At 55.7% G+C, this 18,742-nt stretch carries 15 protein-coding genes; 6 read left to right on the top strand and 9 right to left on the bottom strand.

Going from position 1 to position 18,742, the window contains the following annotated elements; all coding sequences use genetic code 11:
- Window positions 1-61: 61 nt before the first annotated feature.
- The 3 genes from ABNH18_RS04680 to ABNH18_RS04670 all read right to left on the bottom strand — a co-directional run bounded on the left by ABNH18_RS04680 (window position 62) and on the right by ABNH18_RS04670 (window position 4,061).
- Entirely contained in the window at window positions 62-1,234 is a 1,173-nt protein-coding gene (locus tag ABNH18_RS04680) for an SO2930 family diheme c-type cytochrome (RefSeq protein WP_349381692.1), read from the bottom strand.
- A gap of 10 nt (window positions 1,235-1,244) precedes the next feature.
- A complete protein-coding gene (locus ABNH18_RS04675) occupies window positions 1,245-2,456 on the bottom strand; it encodes an SO2930 family diheme c-type cytochrome (protein ID WP_349381691.1) in 1,212 nt (403 codons plus the stop codon).
- Between the two features lie 69 nt (window positions 2,457-2,525).
- Window positions 2,526-4,061 (bottom strand): parallel beta-helix domain-containing protein, encoded by a 1,536-nt coding sequence (locus ABNH18_RS04670; protein WP_349381690.1) that lies wholly within the window; start codon window positions 4,059-4,061, stop codon window positions 2,526-2,528.
- Between the two features lie 252 nt (window positions 4,062-4,313).
- On the opposite strand from ABNH18_RS04670, the gene ABNH18_RS04665 reads away from it, so the two are divergent.
- Complete coding sequence (locus ABNH18_RS04665; RefSeq protein WP_349381689.1) at window positions 4,314-5,327, top strand: helix-turn-helix domain-containing protein; 1,014 nt, start codon at window positions 4,314-4,316, stop codon at window positions 5,325-5,327.
- A gap of 147 nt (window positions 5,328-5,474) precedes the next feature.
- Here the strand turns inward: ABNH18_RS04665 and ABNH18_RS04660 are convergent, their stop codons facing one another.
- Complete coding sequence (locus ABNH18_RS04660; protein WP_349381688.1) at window positions 5,475-5,789, bottom strand: DUF2288 domain-containing protein; 315 nt, start codon at window positions 5,787-5,789, stop codon at window positions 5,475-5,477.
- A 299-nt stretch (window positions 5,790-6,088) separates the two neighbouring features.
- Complete coding sequence (locus ABNH18_RS04655; protein ID WP_349381687.1) at window positions 6,089-7,501, bottom strand: alkaline phosphatase D family protein; 1,413 nt, start codon at window positions 7,499-7,501, stop codon at window positions 6,089-6,091.
- Window positions 7,502-7,596: 95 nt separating this feature from the next.
- On the opposite strand from ABNH18_RS04655, the gene ABNH18_RS04650 reads away from it, so the two are divergent.
- Complete coding sequence (locus ABNH18_RS04650; protein ID WP_349381686.1) at window positions 7,597-10,389, top strand: hybrid sensor histidine kinase/response regulator; 2,793 nt, start codon at window positions 7,597-7,599, stop codon at window positions 10,387-10,389.
- Here the strand turns inward: ABNH18_RS04650 and ABNH18_RS04645 are convergent.
- Window positions 10,379-10,633, bottom strand: coding sequence for a response regulator (locus tag ABNH18_RS04645; protein WP_349381685.1), 255 nt, complete (start codon window positions 10,631-10,633; stop codon window positions 10,379-10,381). The genes ABNH18_RS04650 and ABNH18_RS04645 overlap by 11 nt on opposite strands.
- On the opposite strand from ABNH18_RS04645, the gene metG reads away from it, so the two are divergent.
- Window positions 10,632-12,665, top strand: a complete 2,034-nt coding sequence (gene metG / locus ABNH18_RS04640; RefSeq protein WP_349381684.1) for a methionine--tRNA ligase — start codon at window positions 10,632-10,634, stop codon at window positions 12,663-12,665. The two genes, ABNH18_RS04645 and metG, sit on opposite strands and share 2 nt — an antisense overlap.
- A 193-nt stretch (window positions 12,666-12,858) precedes the next feature.
- On the opposite strand, the gene ABNH18_RS04635 is transcribed toward metG, so the two are convergent.
- The gene (locus ABNH18_RS04635) at window positions 12,859-13,551 is read right to left on the bottom strand and encodes a Crp/Fnr family transcriptional regulator (protein WP_349381683.1); all 693 of its coding nucleotides are present in this window, start codon (window positions 13,549-13,551) and stop codon (window positions 12,859-12,861) included.
- 128 nt (window positions 13,552-13,679) lie between these two features.
- On the opposite strand from ABNH18_RS04635, the gene ABNH18_RS04630 reads away from it, so the two are divergent.
- The 3 genes from ABNH18_RS04630 (at window position 13,680) to ABNH18_RS04620 (ending at window position 16,698) form a co-directional block, all read left to right on the top strand.
- On the top strand, window positions 13,680-14,465 hold the full coding sequence (locus ABNH18_RS04630) for a class II aldolase/adducin family protein (RefSeq protein WP_349381682.1): 786 nt from the start codon (window positions 13,680-13,682) through the stop codon (window positions 14,463-14,465).
- A gap of 10 nt (window positions 14,466-14,475) precedes the next feature.
- On the top strand, window positions 14,476-15,072 hold the full coding sequence (locus ABNH18_RS04625; protein ID WP_349381681.1) for an HD domain-containing protein: 597 nt from the start codon (window positions 14,476-14,478) through the stop codon (window positions 15,070-15,072).
- Between the two features lie 255 nt (window positions 15,073-15,327).
- A complete protein-coding gene (locus ABNH18_RS04620) occupies window positions 15,328-16,698 on the top strand; it encodes an oxygenase MpaB family protein (protein ID WP_349381680.1) in 1,371 nt (456 codons plus the stop codon).
- Window positions 16,699-16,798: 100 nt separating this feature from the next.
- On the opposite strand, the gene ABNH18_RS04615 is transcribed toward ABNH18_RS04620, so the two are convergent.
- Window positions 16,799-17,164, bottom strand: a complete 366-nt coding sequence (locus ABNH18_RS04615) for a hypothetical protein (RefSeq protein WP_349381679.1) — start codon at window positions 17,162-17,164, stop codon at window positions 16,799-16,801.
- 326 nt (window positions 17,165-17,490) lie between these two features.
- Window positions 17,491-18,321 (bottom strand): DAPG hydrolase family protein, encoded by an 831-nt coding sequence (locus tag ABNH18_RS04610; protein WP_349381678.1) that lies wholly within the window; start codon window positions 18,319-18,321, stop codon window positions 17,491-17,493.
- Between the last annotated feature and the right edge of the window lie 421 nt (window positions 18,322-18,742).

Here is an 18,742-nt window from a genome sequence, read left to right as displayed (position 1 = left end):
GGGAGACAGTCGGGGATCGCTCTGCGAGTAAGAGAAGGAAGGGAACGGTCGGCCGGTCAATTCAGTCTAGTGTGGCGCACTCTTTTGCGGGTAACTGATCGATCCACTGGCGTACCAATGCCACTGCATCATGGTCCGCAAGGCTGCGGCCCAGTGGCGGCATCATGTCTTTGGCTGTATCGGTATGGCGTTCGGCACCGAGCCGGAACGGCAACACGGATTCAGCCGCATTGCCGGGCACGATATCGTAGGTAAGGCCCAACGGCCCACCGTAATAGCCTTGCGCCCGGTTGCAGATGCCATAGATGTAATCGGTCGGGTCACGCCACATTTCCAGCCGCAGACCCGACAGCGCGCCGCTGCCCACATCGCTATGACAGTGGCTGCAGTTGGTATCCAGGTAGGAACGCACACGCAGGTCCAGCGGTTCGCTGGTGTCATGCCAATCCGCGGCGCGGGGCCAACTCGCCGGGGCTGGAGCATCGGCCAGCATGCCGTTTTCCTGCCAGTAAACCAGCTGGTTCCTGGCTCCATCAGCATAGGAAAAATCATGATTCAGCTGCCGAACCGTTGTACCCAGCGGCGTCATGACTTCATTGTCAGTACGGCCTTGGTGGCACTTGCGACAGGTCAACACATCGGGAATCTGGTAGCGGAAATCCTGCTGCACACCGTCGACCATGACATAGGTGTCGATGACCTTGCCGGTGCGGGCCAGGGTGGCGTCTTGCCCATCGGCTTGCCACTGGTACGGCAACCCCACCCAGCCTGCCTCCCGGTGGATCAGCAGGCGGGTTTCCATCAAACGATCATTACCGCTGCCCGGGCTGACCGGCAGGGCAAAGGTTTTCACCATCACCGTGCCCACCGGGAATACCAGCCCAAAAGTGTCACGGTATTGCGCCGCGCTCCCCTCGGGCAGAAAAACAAATCGGTACTTGGTGGCGTGATCACTAAAAAGGCCACTGGCCGGGGCAAACTCTAGCCCCGGCGCAGTGGGGCCCACACGAGGATCACGGCCATCGGAAAAAAGCTGGTACTGAGACAAGCGCGGGCAGTTCACGTCTGCCAGCGCCTCCCAATTAGGCCCGTCGCTGTCGGCAAGACAGCGCGGGTCGGTGGTATCCGGCTCCGGCGCTGGTGCAGTGGCGGCCGTATCACTACCGCCGCCACTGCCACCGCACGCCGTCAACAGCAATAACAAGACGCTATATAGGCCGGTTCTTGTTATCACTGCATCACCTTCACTTCGAAGAACAGGACTCGTCAGGCAGGCTGTTGATCCAGGCTTCCACCAGAGCAACACCTTCCTCATGAATCAGTGCACGCCCCAGGCGTGGCATGCTGTCCTGCGGATTGGTGGTATCCATACGGAAATGCAGAATCGATTGATCCGCCTTGCCCGGCACCACGTCGTAGGTCATTTCACCCTGGTCATAGGCGATAGGGCCTTTGCAGACACCGTGCTTTTCTTTCTCGGTGTCATAGTCTCGCCAAAACTCCAGCTGCAAACCAGTATAGGCCGCGGTCCCGCCCACGCCGTGGCAATGGGCACAATTCACGTCCAGGTAGCCTTTCGCAGCGGCCATCAGTTGTTCATCACTGTAACCACTGATCAAGCCCGCATCGGCATCGTGATAGTTTGGCACCTTGTCCACCTGATCCAGAGCCGGCAAGCCGCTGAGAATGCCTGCGGAGCCCCAGTGGGTCAGCTGGTTTTCCGGGCCACTGCCATAGTCCATGTCTCCATTGAGATGGCGGGCCTTGGGCCCGATGGGAATAAACACATTGGTGTCGCCGTCATCATGGCTGTGACACTGCTTGCACTGGGCCTTATCGGGCACGGAATAGGTAAACGATTCCTGGGCGCCGTTATGTACCAGTGTCGCGGGCAGCTGTGCGCCCTGAATCCGATAAGTCGCCTCAGTACCTGCTTCGTTCCATACGTAAGGCAACGCGGTCCAGCCGCCGGCACGGTGGATCAGCAAACGGGTTTCCAGAAGGGTTTCCGTGTTCGTCTCCGGATCGTAACCGCGGTAGGCAGTATCCGCCGGCAGGGCAAAGGTTTTGGTAATGACGGTACCTACCGGAAATTCAAATACATCGTTTTCCTTGTAGGTCGCACTCTGTCCATCCGGCACGAACACCAAGCGGTATTTGCTGGTGTAATCGGAGAACAAAGGCGTGTTCAAATCGTAAGGCATGCCACCATGGGCATTCCGGGTGGGGTCACAGCTGCTGGCAAAGAGGTTGTAATCCGACAGCTTTTCCAGGTTGTCGTTTTCCAGTGCATCCCAGTTTACATCAGCGCTGTCACTGATCAGGCAGTTCTTGGCTACCGGGTCGCCGCCGTCCGACGTACCGCCACCACTGCCACCACTACCACCACCACCACCGCCGCAGGCAGACAGCACAGCGGCGGTAGAAAGCAGGGAAATCTGCATCAAGATTTTCATGTCATAACTCCTGCTTCGGGGCGGCCAAGGCCACCCCGAAATCAGACAGGTAGAAAAGATAAACAAACGTTAGAGGACAGGGGCCGGCTTGCAGTGCTCGCTGGTGGTGTCGTCGACGCCACAACCAAACTGCTCACCCTTGAAGGTCAAGGTAGCCGCAGGCAGCGCGGGCTGGCTGCAATTCAGCAGATCAGTGCCCACGGACGGGCTCAGCGTCGGGCCGGACATGGTGGCAGCGGTGGCCGGGTCGTAGGGGTAGCCGATCAGGGTGTCGCCGTTGTTCTGGAAGCAAACCTTCTCGCCCTCTTCATAAGCGTCGGCCACTGGCAGCAAAGCGCTGCTGTTAGCCAGCTGCTCGCCTAGACCGTCATACAGGATGCCCGGCCACTGCAGTTCCGGAGTCAGCGTGAACAGCGTAATCATGTCCTGAATCAACGCCCCGTTCGGTGCGGAACCGGCATTGGTGATAGCGTTATCGTGCACATGGATATTGCGCACCAGCGGCAGCCAACCGTCGGCGATGATGGACTGATAATCGGGACCCGCTGCGTTTTCATCGGCGATAAAGAAGCTGGTCACCGCCACCGCCAGGGTGTCGTGATCGGCAATCTCGTTATCAAAGATTTCAACATCATCAGTGGACAGAACAATGACACCGGTACCCGGCGGTACGATATGAACGCCACCCGGGTTGCTGCTGCTATTGGCAAAGTTCTTGGTGTTGTTTTCAGTCACGGTGTTACCGAAGACCCGCACACCAGAACCATAGGTGCCATTACCGATGGGCAGATCAAATACCAGCAAACCACCGGTATTGAAACGGGCGATATTGTTGTACATGTCCGCACCGGTGGAGTTCTCGATTTCGATCCCCGCCACGTTGTATTCGGCCACGTTGTTGCGCACAACAATGTTCTGTGACTGCCCCACATAGACACCGGCATCCGCAGAGCCGCGAACGTAGCTGTTTTCCACCAGCACATTGCTGCTTTCTACCGGGTACAGACCGTAAGCGCCATTGCCCTTGTCCGGCTCACCTTGCCATACAGTCGCGGTATAGTTGATACGCACGCCATCGGCATGCTGGAACTTGATGGCATTGTTAGCCGCTTCCACCACCGCCAGTCCGTAGACTTCCACATCATTGATGTTGGTGATAAACAGGCCGTCATCACCCACGGAATTGCTGAAATCCAGGATGGTTTTGTCCATGCCTTGGCCACAAATCGTGATATCGGCAATGCGAGCCCCACCCAGTTCCCCATCCAGCGTCAGCGTATCGTTCAGGTCAAAGCGGCCTTCCGGGAATACGATAACGTCACCATCCTGAGCATCAAGGAAAGCAATCTTTGCACTATCAGTAAGGTTATTGGTGTCCAGCACGATGGCATCTTCACCGCCACAGGCGATCTCCTGCTGAGGTACATCGGCAGGCATATCCTGGGGGAACTGATATCCCACCGGATTCTCCCCCCCGTCGGTAGCGCCACCGCCACCACTGCTGCTGCCACCGCCACCACAGGCAGCCAAAGATACGGCCAGCGCCAGTGGCGCCAACATGGCCACCGCCGGCGATGATACGAATTTATTCTTATCTGATTTCATTATTATCACTCTCCCTAACATCAGGACAAAAGCGTGACGTAAGTCACCGTTTTGAGGGTTTACGCGCCACACACATCGCAAAATGGTGCGTTATCACGCACATATCGATGTACTATCGTACGAAGTGGCTACTTTACGAGGGAGAGAAAACGCAACATATGGCGCCAGACGCCAGCCAAACAGGGAGTGTGTCGCCAAAAACCAATGCCGTTTCAAAACAACGACATAAGAATAAAAGATTAGAGGCAACCCATGTTCAGCAAACACATATCCATGTTCCGCAGTGACCTGCGTTACTGGCAGCGCCAGGGGCTCGATCTGCTTGAACTATTCACCAGCGCCAGTTTGCCGGCATCACTACTGACCGAGAATGATGAGCGCCTGGACGTATCAGCCATTCACCGGCTGTTCGAGCAGGCGGAAAGAAAGCTCGGCGACCCCGCCATGGGCATTCGCATTGGCCAACAAATTCTCCTCCCCGATATCGCCCCGCTGGGTGATGCCTTGCACTACTACCGCGATGGCTGGCAGGCACTGAAAGTCCTGGAGCAATACTGGTCGTTACTCACAGAAGCCCAGCAAGTCACCATTCACCTGCAAGGCGAGAGTGTGGCGGTGCGCTGCGGTGCCAACGGTGATGCTCCACTCCATACCATGCAAACCCATGCCGTTCTGAGTGGTTTTTTGCGTCTGGCAGATGTGGCATTGGGCGTGCAGGCCAACGACGACGTCCACGTTCACTTGCGGGAGAGCACCGCCCACACCGAGCTATTCAGCGCTTTATTGAAGGCCCCGGTCACTGCGAGTTGCGAGCACGATCAGGTGCTATTCCCTGCCCGTATTCTCGATACGCTCAACCCCAATCACGATGACGAGCGTTTTCAGCAAGCACTGATTCACTGTGATAAGACCCTGAATTCCCTGCGCGATCACAACCTGATTGAGCTGATTCGCGACCGCCTCCGCCATCAACTGGAGGGAGGTCATTACGACCAGCAGGCGCTGGCCAACAGCCTGAACATGAGCGTGCGTAACCTGCAGCGGCGGCTCAGCGCGCAACACACCCGCTTCCGGGATTTGCTGGATCAAGTCCGCGCAGAACTGGCCGAGCAACTGGTCCGCTACAGCGAGTCAGGTTTTGCCGAAATCGCTCAGCAGCTGGGTTACGAAGACCCCTCGTCATTCAACAAGGCCTTCAAGCGATGGCTTGGGCTGCCCCCCGGCGAATACCGGACGCGGCATCTGGACTCGCCCCCCACCGCATAAGTCGCAGAGAGGGACGAAAACCAGGGGCGAGAAAGAAAGGAGAAAATAGAAAAGGACGGCACTCCAAACGCGATAACGCTACCCACTGGGCAACGTTATCCGCTACGGAACCGTTATTGCCAACGTACCCCTAGGCGACAAGTCGGGTTACTGCACGGATTCCGGCTGCACCAGAACCCAGGGCGGCAGTACCACGGTCCACAGGCCTTTATCATCCGCGAACCACGCCGCCGCCTGTTCATCGGTGACCTTGTCCACCTGAGCTTTATCACGCCACAGGGCAATCATCTCGGCTTGATCGTCTGAAAACGCCAGCGCCACCTCGATCAGATCCAGCTCTGGCGCCACATAGACCGTCTGCCCACGGGCGAAAAACGGCTGCAGCTCTTGCCAGCTGGCCTTGGCGGTTTCCTGGTTCAGTTTGGCTTTGAGGATTTCCCGCTGTTCCGCTTGCTCAGACATGACCGACTCCTACTGTTAAGCGGGGCATTATCGGTGTTCTGTTACGGGCAATCAAAGGAAGAGCGGTAAAAAGAGAGAGGAGAGAAAGGCAGAAAAAGAAACGCCCGCCATTTGGGGTTGGCGGGCGTAGGCTGTACCGGGCCGAAATCGAACATCCGTGTTCCATCGCGTCCTTGCGAGATCCACTTTAGGCAAACGGCCCAGCCGGGGTAAGGCGAGAAAAGCCCCAAGTCATGTAAGCGTTTCGCCATGGGAGGCATGAGAGATCCAGCAGCATCACTGCTATTCTCACAACAACATCACCATTCGATGGTTCGACTTGCTTGCGGTACAGCGCGATTGCGTCGGTCGAACAGCGCGAATTGGGCACCTTTGTCATCGAATGACACCACCGAAAACGCATTATCACTAAAGACCTCGCCCGGCACGCTGACCTGACCCAACGGACGCCCCCAGCCGCTATACAGTAACCCCGGCACCCGAATCATCGACCGGTACCAACGAAACGCGAACAGTGCGGTAGGCCAGAACAGACCTGAGCACGTCCAGCTGTGCACTTTTTTACCGCCGTTCAAGGTCAGACTGGCGTACAGCGAGGCATGCACATCGCCGCTGAGCACCACCAGCTTCTGGCTGGCGCTCTTCGCCATGGCAGACAGTAATCGCTGGCGCTGATGCCGAAACCCTTCCCAGGCATCCTTCCCGCGAAACGGGCGCCGCTGCTCAGGAAACATGACCACCGAGGTCACTAGCACCTTGATTCGCTCGGGGTCACGGTCCAACCATTCAACAAACGCCCGCTCCTGAATCTCGCTGATCATCTTGCGCTGCCAGGGCCAGCGGCTCAGCACCCGCTCGGTGCGTACATCCATGACAAAGAAGTCTGCCGGCCCACGGGAAAAGGTGTACCAGAATTTATCCGGGTCACGATCCAGATAGGTACCGGCTTCATTCAATGGCGCTGCCGGGGAATGGGACGCCTGGTAAATCTGGTATGCCTTGATCGCTGCCGGATACTTGTTTGTCCACAACTCGGCGTCGGCCTTCGCGGGCCAGTTATTCTCGATTTCATGATCATCAAGGATCATGTAGCTGTTGGTTTCCCTTAGCAATTTGGCCAGGTGTTTCTGGGAAAAACTGGCCCGATAGAGGGAATCGAAATCGTCGCGAGTTGCCGCGGCCCCAATGCTATACATGGAATCGGCATAAACCTGATCTCCGCCGAACAGGACAAAGTCCGGTTTGTGTTGCTCCGCCTGCACCGACATTTCCGCAAAAATCTTGTCGGCACGATCATCCTGGATAATCCCATCGAGCCCCACAAACCGGTAACAACAGGAACCAAACAAGAAGGTTGTCTGATCAGCCGTGGGCTGATTGGTGGAAAAACACCCGCTCTCAATGGCGTGCCAGTCCAGTGGAGCACCATCCTCTTCGCTGTGCACCCAACCGGCTTGATACTGGTAGCGGGTGCCAGGCTCAAGCCCGTTGATCACCACCACCCCGGAGCCATCGAAGTTGCCATTAAGGCGGAACTTACGGGGCTCAGACCAACTATCCTCGCCCCGTTTGCGCCAGCGAACCCGCCCCCACATGCATTTATTGCCTGCGCCCAGCCCGCCTTTGGGCAATGCCCCAAACAGGCGCACATGGCTCTCGCCGGACTCACCCGTAATCGGCCCCACCGCAAAACGGTTCACTATCCCTGTCATCTGTTATTCTCCCCCTGCATTGAGCCCCCCGGCTCACGCTGCTAGCATCACTGAGAAGAGGTGATGTCACCCCGTCTATTCAGGATAAAGACACTTTGTTCAAGGACTCGAAAGCCGCCCTGCTTTTGCTTGTCGCTTTTTTCTCGATCTGCCTGCCCCCACTGGCCTCGGCCAATGGCCCGGACACCCAGATCATCGGCGAACAGCAGGAACATTTGCATCCCTATCAGGGCCTGCAGACCTTCTGCACGCCTGCTGACCAGTCGCCCGGCATTAATGCCATTCTTCAACGCACCGACCTGCCCTGGCAACCGTCCGGTACCAGCACACCGAATTTAGGCTTTACCACGGATCATTGCTGGTTCCGTTTCTCAATCCGCAATCTTAATCGACTTCATGCTGACTGGCAGCTGCAAATCGACTACGCCATGCTCGGTGAAATGGATGTTTACCAGATCGATGCCGGCGGTACGCTGATTGCCCACTTTCAGGCAGGCATGGACCGGGATTTTTCAGTGCGCCCTGGCACAGCCCCAACGCCAGCGTTTCCGCTGACCTTACCCGCCGGTACCGACAACGATATTTATCTCAAGGTTTCCTCAGCGCACAGCATCCAGTTGCCACTGGAGCTGCTGTCGCAGGACAGTTACAACGCCTCAATCCAAACGCAAAGCATGGTGCAAGGAATTTTCTTCGGCGGCATGCTGGTGATGATTCTTTATAACCTGTCGCTGTTCTTTTCCATTCGCGAAAAAGTGTACTTGCTGTACGTTTGCTGGTCCGCTGTGGTCACCTTGTTCATGGCGGTGCTGCACGGCTATGCCCACCGGTATTTGTGGCCGCATTCCACCCTGATTAGCCAGTACATAATTCATTACCTGCTGCCGCTGATTGTTCTGCTTCCGCCTCTGTTTACACTGCACTTTCTGTCACTGCGGGAGAAGGCGCCGCGACTGGCCATGTGGCTGCAACTACTGGTGGGGATTGGCACCGTACTCTTCCTCGCCGCGCCCTTCACCAGCCGCACCTTTCTGATCCCGATCTCCGTCAGTGCCATTTTGCTAATGGATTTCAGTATTTTCTTCGTCAGTTTAATCCGGGCCCGCACCGGCGATTCGGATGCTCGAATTTTCACCATCGCCTGGTCCTGCTTTATTGTTGGCGCCGCTGCCATGGCACTGAATAAATACGGTGTTTTTCCACGCAATCCGCTGACCGAAAACCTGGTGCAAATAGGCGTCTCTCTAGAGGTGGTGTTGCTTTCCCTGGCGTTAGCCCGGCGCATCAATCGCTTGAAGGAAGCCCATTCTGATTCCGTGCGCGACCGTGCTATTGCGGAAATGGAAGCATTCAAGGCTGGCGCCAGAAACCACGCCAAAAGCGAATTCCTGGCTACCATGAGCCATGAAATCCGCACCCCCATGAACGGCATTATGGGCATGACCGACCTGTTGCGACGTACCAGCATGACGCAACAACAGGCGCAGTACGTCGGCACCATTTATCAGTCCACCCAATCGTTGCTGACTGTCATCAACGATATTCTGGATTACTCGAAAATCGAATCCGGCAAACTGGAACTGGATTATCAGCCCATCGCGCTGGAAAACATTGTCGATGATTGCGTACGCCTGTTTGCCCTGCGCTCCAGCGAAAAAGCCCTGCCGCTGTATATTCATATCGACAGCCGGGTACCGGAACGCATCAAAACCGACCCGATCCGCCTCAAGCAGATCATTACCAACTTGCTCAGCAATGCCTTCAAATTCACCGAACGGGGTCACGTCGCTTTGCACGTGAACCTGAAGCAACCTGTGAATAACAAGGGCATGTGCGTGCTGATGATTGAAGTGGTTGATACCGGGATCGGCCTGGATGAAGGCCAGCAGTCGTCACTATTTCAAGCTTTCAGCGATCTGTCAGCCAAGGGCAAACACAATGGTGCCGGCCTGGGGCTGGTGATCTGCAAACGATTAATCGAACTGCTCGGCGGCGACATTGGCGTGTCCAGCTCGCTGGGCCGCGGGGCCACCTTCTGGTTATCCTTGCCAGTGGAAGTGGAAAAAAATCAGAAGCAACCGGTGCTGGCAAACCGCACAGCCGCCATCATTTCCAGCACAGCCCCGCAACTGCTAAGCCTGTCACAAATTCTCAGCCGTTGGGGCGCCAGAACGCTGGAATACCGTGATGTCGTAACCGCGCTTGATCCAACCAATCCCGGCCAAGCCGTGGACTATCTCATCGCTGAGCTGCCGGTACTGGAAGACCCTCACTACGTGGAGCGCCTTCGCGCTCACTTCGAGAACCCGGCACTGGTGCTGTTACACCCCACCGGCCGGCCTCTCAGCGACACCCTGCCGGAAGACCTGCTACTGATAGAAACACCCTTCTCCTGCCAGGCACTGAAGCGCAGTCTGCTCACCGGCCCCGATGAAGCGCGCGCGCCCTCCACCACGAAAGAACCGCTAGTCCGGCTGGACCGGGCCAATATGCTCAAGGTGATCGTGGCGGAAGACAATGCTGTGAACCAGCTGGTGATCGACAGCATCCTCAAGTCGCTAGGTATCCATGCCACGCTGGTCAGCGACGGTGCCAAAGCCGTCGAGCAAGTCCGCAACCGGCCGAATCACTGGGATATCATTTTCATGGATTGCGAAATGCCGGTCATGGACGGCTACCAGGCCACCCGGGAAATTCGAGCCCTGGAAGCTGCTCAGGAAGAGCCGCCACACTGCTGGATCATTGCCCTGTCAGCCCATGCCACCGGCGATTATGTGCAGAAAGCCCGCGACGCCGGAGTAGATGATTACCTCAGCAAACCGGTCTCCCAGCAACAAGTCCGCGATGCGCTCAAACGCGGTCAGGTCTCCAAGGATATTACGGGCTAACAGAAACGTCAGACTGATTAAAGAGCTGCGAGCATACCGCCAGCAGCTCCCTCACCCTTACTGGCTTACCCAAAAAGGCATCACAACCGGCGTCCAGACAACGCTGGCGATCCACCGCCAGCACGTTGGCCGTCAAAGTGGGGTAAAAATGGCCTGCGAAGCCTGTGAATAACACAGGATGAAAAACCCCGGCAGCCCCCGTATCATAGGCCACCCATTTTTTGGAAAACGACGCCGTTCCCATGAGTGACACTCCCCGCAAGATACTGGTCACCAGTGCCCTTCCCTATGCCAATGGCCCCATTCATCTGGGTCATTTGCTGGAATACATCCAAACCGACATCTGGGTTCGCTTCCAGAAACTGCGTGGTCAGCAGTGCACCTATGTCTGCGCTGACGATGCCCACGGCACCGCCATCATGCTCAAGGCCGAGGAAAACGGCGTCACCCCGGAACAGCAAATCGCTCAGGTGAAAGCGGATCACGAACGGGATTTCGCCGATTTCCAGATCAACTTCGACAATTACTACAGCACCCACAGCCCCGAGAACCAGGCGCTGTCGGAAATGGTATTCCAGCGCAACAAAGATGCTGGCTATATTATGGAAAAGACCATTACCCAGCTGTACGACCCACAAAAAGGGATGTTCCTGGCGGACCGTTTCGTCAAAGGCACCTGCCCGAAGTGCAAAAGCGAAGACCAGTACGGGGATAACTGCGAAGTCTGCGGTGCCACCTACACCCCGGCAGAACTGATCGAGCCCTACTCCTCCGTCAGCGGCGCAACGCCGGTGGAAAAAGAAACCACCCAGCTGTTCTTCGACCTGCCCAAGTTCGAGCCCCTTCTGCGCGAGTGGACCCGCTCCGGCGCCCTCCAGGAACAGGTGGCAAACAAGCTGCAGGAATGGATTGAAGATCTACAGCCCTGGGATATCTCCCGTGAAGCCCCCTACTTCGGCTTCGAGATCCCCGGCTACCCGGGCAAGTATTTCTACGTGTGGCTGGATGCGCCCATCGGCTACATGGCCAGCTTCCAGAACTACTGCGATCGCGAAGGGCTAAGCTTCGACGACTACTGGGGCAAAGATTCCACCGCCGAGCTGTATCACTTCATCGGCAAGGACATCATCAATTTCCATGGCCTGTTCTGGCCGGCCATGCTGGACGGCGCTGGGTTACGCAAACCCACCGCCATCTACAGCCACGGCTTTGTCACCGTGAACGGCGCCAAGATGTCCAAGTCCCGCGGCACCTTTATCAAGGCCCGCACCTATCTGGATCACCTGAGCCCGGAGTACCTGCGTTACTACTTCGCGGCCAAACTCTCCAGCCGTGTGGATGATTTCGACCTGAATCTGGAAGACTTCGCCCAGCGGGTGAACTCGGATCTGGTCGGCAAGCTGGTCAACATCGCCAGCCGTACCGGCAACTTCGTGAAGAAGTTCGGCGGCACGCTCAGTGCCGACCTGGACAACATGCTGCTGGTACGCGAAGTACAAGAAGCGGGCCCACGCATTGCTGATTTCTATGAGAAGCGTGAATTCGGCAAAGCCATGCGTGAAATCATGGCGCTAGCCGACCACGCCAATGGCTACATTGCCGACAAGGCGCCCTGGAGCCTGGCCAAAGAAGACGGCAAGGAACAGGAAGTGCTGGCCATCTGCAGCACCGCCATCAATGTGTTCCGCCTGCTGGTGATTTACCTGAAACCGGTGTTGCCCGCCCTGGCGGAACGCGCCGAAGCCTTCATGCAGGTGGAACCGCTGACCTGGGCCGATGCTGACCAGCTACTGCTGGGCCATGAAATCGCCAAGTTCAAGCCGCTGCTGAGCCGCATTGATATGACACAGGTCGAATCCATGCTGGCGGATTCCAAAGACAGCACGCCTGCACCGGTTGCCGACAAGCCCAAGAAAGCAGACGCAAAAAAAGCGGACGCAGACGACGAAACCATCAGCATTGATGATTTCCTCAAGGTGAAACTGCGTGTCGCCCGTGTGGCCAAGGCCACCCATGTGGAAGGCGCCGACAAACTGCTGCAACTGACACTGGACGTGGGTGAGCTGGGCGAGCGTAACGTGTTCGCTGGTATCAAAGCCCGCTACGCACCGGAAGAACTGGAAGGCAAATTGGTGATCTTGGTCGCCAATCTCGCGCCACGGAAAATGAAGTTCGGTGTCTCTGAAGGCATGGTGCTGGCCGCCGGCCCCGGCGGGGATGATATCCACATCCTCAGCCCGGATAGCGGCGCCACACCGGGCATGGAAGTGCGTTAATTCGCGATATAAAAAACCGGCATTAGCCGGTTTTTTTATGTCTGTTGAAATCAAACCACGACAGGAATGTCGGGTTACGGCCTTCGGCCTCTCTGTGCCCTTGGGTAAACACGACCTACGAGTCGTATGTGGGGAATACTGTAAGTAGGTCGAATTAGCCTGAAAGGCGTAATCCGACAAACAGCACTCAGCGTCAATTCAACGTCGCCAGATGCTCCCTCAGCGCCGCCTCATTTTCGATGGTGATCCGCCCGTAGCCCAGCGAAATCAGCTCTTGCGCCTCAAATTCCTTGAGCGTCCGGTGCACGCCCTGGCGGGTCATCCCCATCATGTTGGCAATATGTTCGCGGGTGAGACGCACCGTCACCGGCCCACCCTCCGGCTTGCCGCCGCGCTGCATTTGCGACAGGAACAACAAGCGCTGCCCTATACGCGCCTGAGTACCCCGCAACGCATCTTCTTCAATCATGGAAATGGCCGACCACAAGCGCTGGCTGATCAGATCCAGTACCACTGGGTAACTTTCCGGGTAACGCTTTAACAGGTCGCGGAAAAAGGGTCCCGGCACTTCCACCAGCACCGCGACTTCCTGAGCCGTTGCCCCATAAACCCGGCCGGTGCCCGGCGAAAACACCGCATCACCAAACCAGGTGCCCTGATCGAAGATGATCAATACCGCTTCCTGCCCCTGCACATTCACCGAACTGATGCGCACCAATCCCTCGGCAATCACGCACAGGTTGGACTGGGGTTCACCCTTTTCATAAATCGGCTGGTTGGCCTGAAACGACCGTATACGGGCATGCCGGGCCGCCTCATGTAAAGCAGCATCGGGAAAACCAGCGAGCAGGGGGCAGTGCCGCAGCACCGTATACGCGTCCGTCATGGCCCAATTGTAAACCTGTTGACAGTTTTATCCCTAACCATCGGCCTACACTCGAGACAACGCATCATCCGATGACACCATAAGGGTCTTTGACCCACATAAGACCCACAAAAAGGGAGAGCGCTACAATGAACAGCCAGGTCACCATTAACCCAGCTACCGTCCCCTCCAAGAAAGGCAGCGTCAGCGCCGAAGAATGGCAGTTGCGCGTGGATCTCGCCGCCGCCTACCGGCTGATTGCCCTGCACGGCTGGGATGATCTTATCTTTACCCACCTGTCCGCCCGTATCCCCGGCGACGAACACCATTTCCTGATCAACCCCTACGGCATGATGTTTGATGAAATCACCGCGTCCAGCTTGGTGCGCGTGGATCAGGAAGGCAACAAGCTGGACGACAGCGATTACGATATCAATCCGGCTGGCTTCACCATTCACAGTGCCATCCACGCGGTGCGTGACGATGCCGCCTGTGTCATGCACACCCACACCACCGCTGGCGTTGCCGTGTCTGCCCAGCAGGAGGGCTTGCTGGCCCTGTCCCAGCAGAGCTTATTCCCGCTGGCCAGCCTGGCGTACCACGACTACGAAGGCGTGGCCCTGCGCGACGACGAGAAATCCCGTCTGCAAGCCGACCTGGGTAATGCCAACTTTATGATCTTGCGTAACCATGGCCTGCTGACCGTTGGCAGCACCATCGCCGATACTTTCCTGAGCATGTTTATTCTGCAACGAGCCTGCGAAATTCAACTGCAAGCCCTGTCCGGCAACCGACCACTGACCCCGATCCCTGCTGGCATTGTCGATACCATCAAACAGCAGGCATCACAGGTAACCAAAGGCATGGGCGGCAACCTGGCCTGGCCCGGTCTGCTGCGCAAGCTGGACCGCAACAACCCCGGCTACGCGGAATAAGGAGCTCAGCATGAATGACATGACTGCCCCCCGCGCTGACTTCACCCACATGAAGGACGGCACCGGGGAAGACTGGCAAATCATCGCCAAATCCTTCGGTGACTTCAGCAAGGGCCTGTCCGATCGCATCATGGCCCACCTGCGTTTGCTGGAAGGTGACTTCGGCGGTTTCAAGATCGACCGCTTCCAGCATTGCCTGCAAACCGCCACCCTCGCTCACCGTGACGGCAAGGATGACGAATACGTGGTCTGTGCCCTGCTGCACGACATCGGCGACACCCTCGGCACCTTCAACCACGCCGACGTGGCCGCCGTGCTACTGGAACCTTTTGTGAGTGACGCCAACCATTGGATGGTGAAGCACCACGCGATTTTCCAGGGCTACTATTTCTTCCACTATCTCGGCATGGACCGCGACATGCGTGAGAACTTCAAGGATCACCCTCACTACCGCCAAACCCTGGAGTTCGTCAGCAAGTACGATTCCCCCGCGTTTGACCCGGACGGTGAAACCCTGCCGCTGGATTACTTCGAACCCATGCTGCGCAAGGTGTTTGCCGAGCCACGTAAATCACTCTACAAGAAAGCCATGGCCGAGCAGGATTAACCGTTTGCTCGCCAGCAACGCAGGCATGGTTCTCGGTCTCGACCGGGAGACCATGCCCCTCAAATAAACATCTTCACCTCAACCGTTTCCCGCAATAAAACAAACGCCCTCACCGTGTTTCCTCCACATGGCGTCGGCTCTGTCGATTCAGGCCAAAACACCACACCCTGTGGTGATTTCGCTTTCTTGCCATTGTCATCAGCAAGGAGTAAACCCAATGTATACATTCATTGAATGGCGCATTAGAGGTTCCTGATGGCACTGTCACTTGAGGCACTCTGGGAAAAGGTCCGCGAACAGAAAACCCGTATTCCGTCCCTGTACGGCGATATCGATTTCGATATCACCCCGGAACGCTTTACCGATGACATCAACACCCGCAGTTCGCTACCGGGACATTTCGCGCGTAAATACCGCGACGGCATTCTCGCCAACAACGAAAAAGTCGAACGGGCTCGGGCCTACACCCTACTCGGCGATACCGTCTCGGATGCCTACGCCGCACTGATGCCGCAATACGGTTTTCGCAACCTGATTACCATGCTCAAGAAAGCCTGCGATGAAGGGCTGGACGCAGTAGAGGATGCCCCCCAGGAATTGATCGATTTCATTTCCGCCATGGAAGCCACCCCGGACTGGGTGGACATGGATCTGGTCCGCGAAGGCGCGCGCCTCAGCCGTAACCAGATGGCCAACCTGGCCCCCTACGTGATTCGTGGCGCCTTTGTGGCCACCTTCATGAACAAGTACTCCGGCCTGCCCATGGCGATCACCGGCACCCTGGCCAACGACTCGGTGAATCAGCGCATCAACGAAACGGCCAGTTTCTTCACCACCGCCACCCTGCCCGGTGCGCTGGAACGGTTTGGTCCCGGCTTCAAGGCCGCCGCCATGGTTCGCCTGATGCACTCCATGGTGCGCTTCAACATCATCAAACGGGCCACTACCGACAAAGGGGGGCCCTGGGATCCCGCTGTATATGGCATCCCCATTCCTCAGGTAGACCAGATGCCGGCCGGCACCATGCCCGCCTACCTCACCGCCTTTAAGGCACTGCGCAAAGGTCGCAAACACTTCACTGCCAACGAGCGCGCCATCGTCGAACTGTCGCGCTATGAATGTTTCCTGCTGGGCCTGCCCGAAGAACTGCTGCCCGCCGACGCGCCGGACATCATCAATACCATGCTCACCTATTCCGGCACCCTGCGCGAAGGCTATGACGACGAAACCTGTGGTGAGCTCACCCGTGCCACCATGGCCGTCTATCGCCCTAAAAATAAGAAACTGATTAGCCAGCTGCATAACCGCGTAGAGCGCAGCTTCTCAAAGGTGTTTTTTAGCCAGGCGTTTCTAGGTCGCAAAGACAAATCGAAAGCCAAAGAAATGGGCGTGGAAGCCCACCTGATGGACTACGCCCTGTTCACCGTGGGTAACCTGTTCGTCGTGCCCCGCCTGATCGCCTATCGAACGCTGCAGGATATCCCGGTGGCCAACAAAGTGGCGGACAAGATACTGGTGAAAAGGATCAAGGAACTACTGGTGGAATATGGCCACGCGGAATACACCACCGACGCCAATCAATATGCGCCAACAGCGCAGGAAAGCAGACAGGAAAACGCCGCCTAAAGGCGGCGCAGGTGTCGGGTTACGGCTACGCCTAACCCGACCTACGAAGCACGGTTTTTGTAGGTCGAATTAGCCTGAAAGGCGTAATCCGACAAGTACCCTATACCCCCAAATACTCCGCAATCAAAAACGCGTCCCCAACGCCTTCTCGCTTACCAAAGTAGCTCACCGGATCTCGCTGATCGTCTTCAATTGAACCCACTTCACAATCAATGTTGTATTGCTTGGCCAGGTCATTAAACAGATTCACCGGTTCCTTGAGCTGAATCTTTTTCTTCACCGGCAGGCTAATGCCAAGCACCCAGTCTTCACACTCCTCACTCTCGCAGTCATCCATCAGCGTCGAGGCTTCATTCGCATCCACATAAGCGTGCAGCGCCGCCTGCAGATCAGTCAGGTTGCGCTTAAGCTTCTTTTCCTGCTTTTCATCAAGGCGATCGCAGGCGACGAGGAGGTAGACGAGCATAGGGAGGTCCGGGTTGGGGTTTTGTGGCCACTGTACCACAACAAGACAGGGTTTCATTCGCACCGGCAAGGAGCTGAAACCCCAGATTACCGCACATGCATGTCGGTCGAATTCGCCTGAAAGGCGTAATTCGACAACGTGTTTCTCCTAGAGAGTCAAGGGGATACCGGGGGCATGCTCAACATCTCCATTCCAAAGAAACGGCGGAAACAATGGAAAACAGGAGGCTTTTCCCTATTGATTCCCTGGGGCATATACCTACTCCTCAGGTTAAGAGAAGGTGACCACTGAAGTGTGATAACCACATGTTCTGCTTAATTGCCTTGTTATGTTTTGACGTGATACTCGTCGTGTAATTCGGGAAGAAAACTGGCCAAGTGGTTCATTTCCATTGCGCAATGTACAAACAAATCCCTCCCATTTTCGATAGTCGCGGCACGTTTAGCGAAAAGTCTAGATCCTAGTACTTTATTTACAAATCCATTAGTGGCTAACCCTCTAACCTCAGGCTTTCCTATCCAAAAACGACTTCGCATTTCGCAGCCATCTTCAGTTTCTCTGATTAAATGGATTAACTTTCCAGCATTCAACGGAAAGCGTTGAAGTCCAACAGAGCCACAAATCGCAGTACTAACATTAGCATCTTTAAACTGGCTAACATCGAAAAAATCAGAAGCATCTGAAAAAGTGATAATGATATCTTGCAATCCACTTCCGATAAATTCAGTGACAAAATTAGGGTTGTTAATATATTTTTCACGATCGGATAAATCTGGATCATCACCGATCATTTTTTCCGCTCGATTAAGCACATGAGAACGAGGATGCCATAGCTTGTAACGTTGGCTTTCCATGTAGTGCCAACCAAACCACCAATCAATCATTTTCCCGGTCACTCTCGGCATTTTTGTTAATACGCTTACAAAAATCTGTCCATTATCCAAACGAGTATAGCCATTCTCTAAAGGCAAATAACCTTGCTTTAGGAGTTGGTTCGTATCTGTAAAGGGGAAGCCTAATTCAGAAGCTTCAGGCCCATGCTCAACAGCGTGCAAGGCATGTTCCTGCATAGTAGACATATGAGGATTCCAATATTTGGCATAGGCTTTGTTATCTAGATCCCCTGCTCGCATGCCTAAATACTTTTCTTGGGTCATAACAATCCTCACTAAAAAGCACACAATAGACTTAGAAAGCCGATTCTAACCATCCAATGAGCGTGCCGACTTCATATCCCAACCATCAAACAGGAACCAACTTTCACCCTCAGCATCCTGAAACACGGGACAAGACCTGACTCCGAATCCGACCCCGAATCCACTCTCATATTCTTGGATTTCCGAATCTTTTTCGCCCTGATCCTCCAATCTTATTTTCTGAATATAACCAAAATGACGAGCTTAATCAGAAGATAAAATGAAAGAACAAGAAAAAACCAGAATGAAAAATATGGATAGATCGCCGGAGCAGCCAAGTAATCACATCCCCACTGACATGTCACAGCATAATAAATGCCTGATAGCAGGCAAGTAATTCCTGAGCCTATAAGGCCAGCAAAATACAGAAGTGGTTTTTTCA

It is taken from the genome of Alcanivorax sp., from assembly GCF_040118815.1.
In the GTDB taxonomy this organism is placed as follows: domain Bacteria; phylum Pseudomonadota; class Gammaproteobacteria; order Pseudomonadales; family Alcanivoracaceae; genus Alcanivorax.
Note: the sequence above shows the minus strand (reverse complement) of the source record. Positions and strands in the feature narration are given on the sequence as shown.